This window comes from Streptomyces sp., from assembly GCF_050698815.1.
Lineage (GTDB): Bacteria > Actinomycetota > Actinomycetes > Streptomycetales > Streptomycetaceae > Streptomyces.
Genome location: NZ_JBOHCV010000711.1, coordinates 1 through 2,700 on the forward strand (window position 1 = coordinate 1; position 2,700 = coordinate 2,700).

A 2,700-nucleotide genomic window follows, 5' to 3' on the forward strand; every position below is an offset into this window, starting at 1 on the left:
GCGCTGAGCAGTGCCCCGTCCGGCACCGGCGGGCCGTCCGGCACCGGCTCGGGCGCGGTGCGCGGCGGGGTGCGGTGGGCGTTGGCGCGGGCGATCAGCACATCGCCCTCGGCCGACTCGGCGGCCGGCGCGTAGCCCATCTCGCGCAGCGTGGTGAGCACTTCGTCCGGCGGCAGCGGAGAGGCCAGCACGGTGGGCGCGAGCAGGCGCGGGCACAGCACCGCCGAGCGCTTGTCGGCCATGATCTCGTTGAGCAGCGCGTCGTCGTCGCAGCGCACGTACGAGGACGCGGCGCCGACCCGGAGCGTGCCGTGCCGGCGGGCGACGTCGTCGACGAGATAGCTGAGCGGCTGCGGCACGGGGGTGGTCGAGTGGGCGGCCAGGAAGGCGTGGACGTCGGTGGCGCTGCGCCCCGCGTCCAGCGCCCGGCGAACGGAGCCGGGTGTGAAGCGGTAGACGGTCGCGCCGCCCTTGGACTCGACGTCGGCGAGGACGCCGAGCATGGCGGCGAGCGGGCGCTCCAGCGGTCCCGGCGCGACGGCGGTCAGGTCGGCCTGCAGCAGGATGTGGTCGAGGGGTTCCGGGAGCAGCGGTGCGAGCTGCTCCGCGGCGAGCGCGGCGGCGGCGGGGCCGACGTCGGGACGGGCGTCGGGACGGGTGTCGGTGCGGGCGTCGGGACGGTCCAGCAGCACGCGCGCGTACGAGGCGAGCGCGCCGCGCCCGGTCAGCCCCAGCAGCTCGGCCTCGTGCAGCGCCCACTCGGCCAGTCGTGACCGCAGGTCGGCGCCCTCCTCCGGGGCCGGCCGCTCCCAGCGCAGCCGGGCGAGCACGGACTGCTGGGTGGGGGCGACGCCCGGTTCGAGGGCGGCGAGCAGTTCCAGGGTGCGGTGGCGTACCTCGGCGGCCGGGCCGCGGTCCAGGCCCGGTCCCAGGGCGACCAGGCCGGGTCCCTTCGCGTCGCGGCTGCCCGCCAGTCCCGGGACCCGGGTGCCGGCCAGCCACCGGCCGACGACGTGTGCCCAGCGCTCCGGTGCGGGGCGCCGCAGCCAGTCGTCGTAGCCGGGGGTGGGCGCGTATCTCTCGCCGGTCGCGCCGTCGGAGGCCAGCAGGCCCGCCGCGTAGGCGACTTCGGTCCAGAAGGCGGCCGTCGGCTCGGGGACCTCGAGCACGGCGGCCGTGCGCTTGAGGTCGCGCACGCCGAGGCCGCCCGAACGCAGTACGGGCGGCGGCTCGGACTCCCAGGCCGTCAGCAGTTCCTCGAGGGTGCCGAGGGCGGCGAGGGCCTGGCCGGCGGCGGTGGCGTCGACGGTTTCCACGGGGTACTCGCTGCGGGCGGCGAGCGGCGTGGCCACCGGTTCGGGTGTCCGGTGGGCGCGCCCGGCCCGCAGGTGCAGGGCGACCTCGCGCGGCAGGACGACCGTGCGCGGAGCGGACCGTACGAGCAGCGCCCGGTCCAGCAGCCATGCCACGGGCGGCGACGCCGGTGTGGTCTCCACGGAACCGTAGGGCGGGCCCCAGCGCAGCTTGTCGAGCATCGCGAGGGACGCGGCCGGCGCGCCCCGCAGCAGCTCGGCCATCCGCGCGCGGTCGGAGAACAGCGAGGTGAGCTCGGCCAGCGCGCTGACCGGGTCGTGTGTCGCGGCGAGCCCGGTGGTGGTGAGGAAGTCCTGGAGCCGCCCCGGGGACATGCCCGCCGTCGCCTCGGCGAGGGTGGGCCCCAGGCCGGTGGGGGAGGGCGTGGTGGCGGTGGGGGTGAGCAGTTCGCGGGCGGTGCGGACCAGGCGGAGCCGCTCGTCGTCGCCCCACAGCAGCGCCTGTGCGCGCAGGGTGCGCAGGGCGGCGGGGAGCTGTGCGGCCACGTCGTCCGCGGAGCCGGCCGGGGCGGCGGGGCCGGCGGCGTGGTCAGGGCGGTCCGGGTGGTCCGGCCGGTCGCCGGTCAGCAGCGCCGCGAGGGTGTCGTACGGGCAGGGGTCGGGCGCGACGGCGACGGCTTCCGCGGTCTGCAGCGCGAACCGGTCCAGCCGCTCCACCGCCCGTACGACGGAGGCCCGGGTCCCGGCGCGGGTGGCCAGCTGGGTGAGGTCGTTCGGCACGGGCGAGAGCAGATCGGGCCGGCTGCGCAGCAGCTCGGCCAGCGCCCCGTCGGCACGGGCACGCAGATCGTCGGCGAGCGTGCGGGGGGCGGCGCTGCCGCCGTTCTGCTCGGTGCTCATCCGTACCACGTTAGCGGTCCCCCCACGGGGGTGGGGCACGGTACCGTCGTGGACGGGTGTGGCAGGGGCAGGGCAGGCGCCAAGGGCAAGCAGTCGTTGGGGATTTGGTGGGCATCGAGAGCGACCAGCTCGTATTCGACTATCTGAGCCGGGTCGGCGATCTGGCTCACCGTACGCCGATGACGGCTGCCGAGCGGGCGCGGCTGGTGAGCGACCTGCGCGGCCGGATCGACCAGCAGCGGCGGGCGGAGGGCGGCGCCGAGAGCAAGGCCGCCGTGCGGAAGATCCTGGCGCGGCTGGGCCGGCCCGAGGAGATCGTCTCGGGACGTGGGTCGGGCTCGGACGCGGGCGCGGGAGCGGCGCCGCGTGAGCCGAACGCGCCGCTGCCGCCCGGGTACGGCGACGACGACCGGTTCGGCGAGGACACGAAGGTGTCGCTGTGGAAGCGGGCCACCTCCGCGCGCGGGTCCGGAGCCTCGTCGCCGCC

General features: G+C 77.1%; 1 protein-coding gene and 1 pseudogene. One reads left to right on the forward strand and one right to left on the reverse strand.

Translation table 11 applies throughout. The features are described from left to right. The coding region (locus ACRDP3_RS25130; protein WP_431519280.1) for a helicase-associated domain-containing protein at window positions 1-2,213 on the reverse strand (2,213 nt) is incomplete at its 3' end. 107 nt (window positions 2,214-2,320) lie between these two features. Between ACRDP3_RS25130 and ACRDP3_RS25135 the strand changes: the two are divergent. Continuing rightward, window positions 2,321-2,700, forward strand: a pseudogene (locus ACRDP3_RS25135) (HAAS signaling domain-containing protein); the annotation flags it as partial.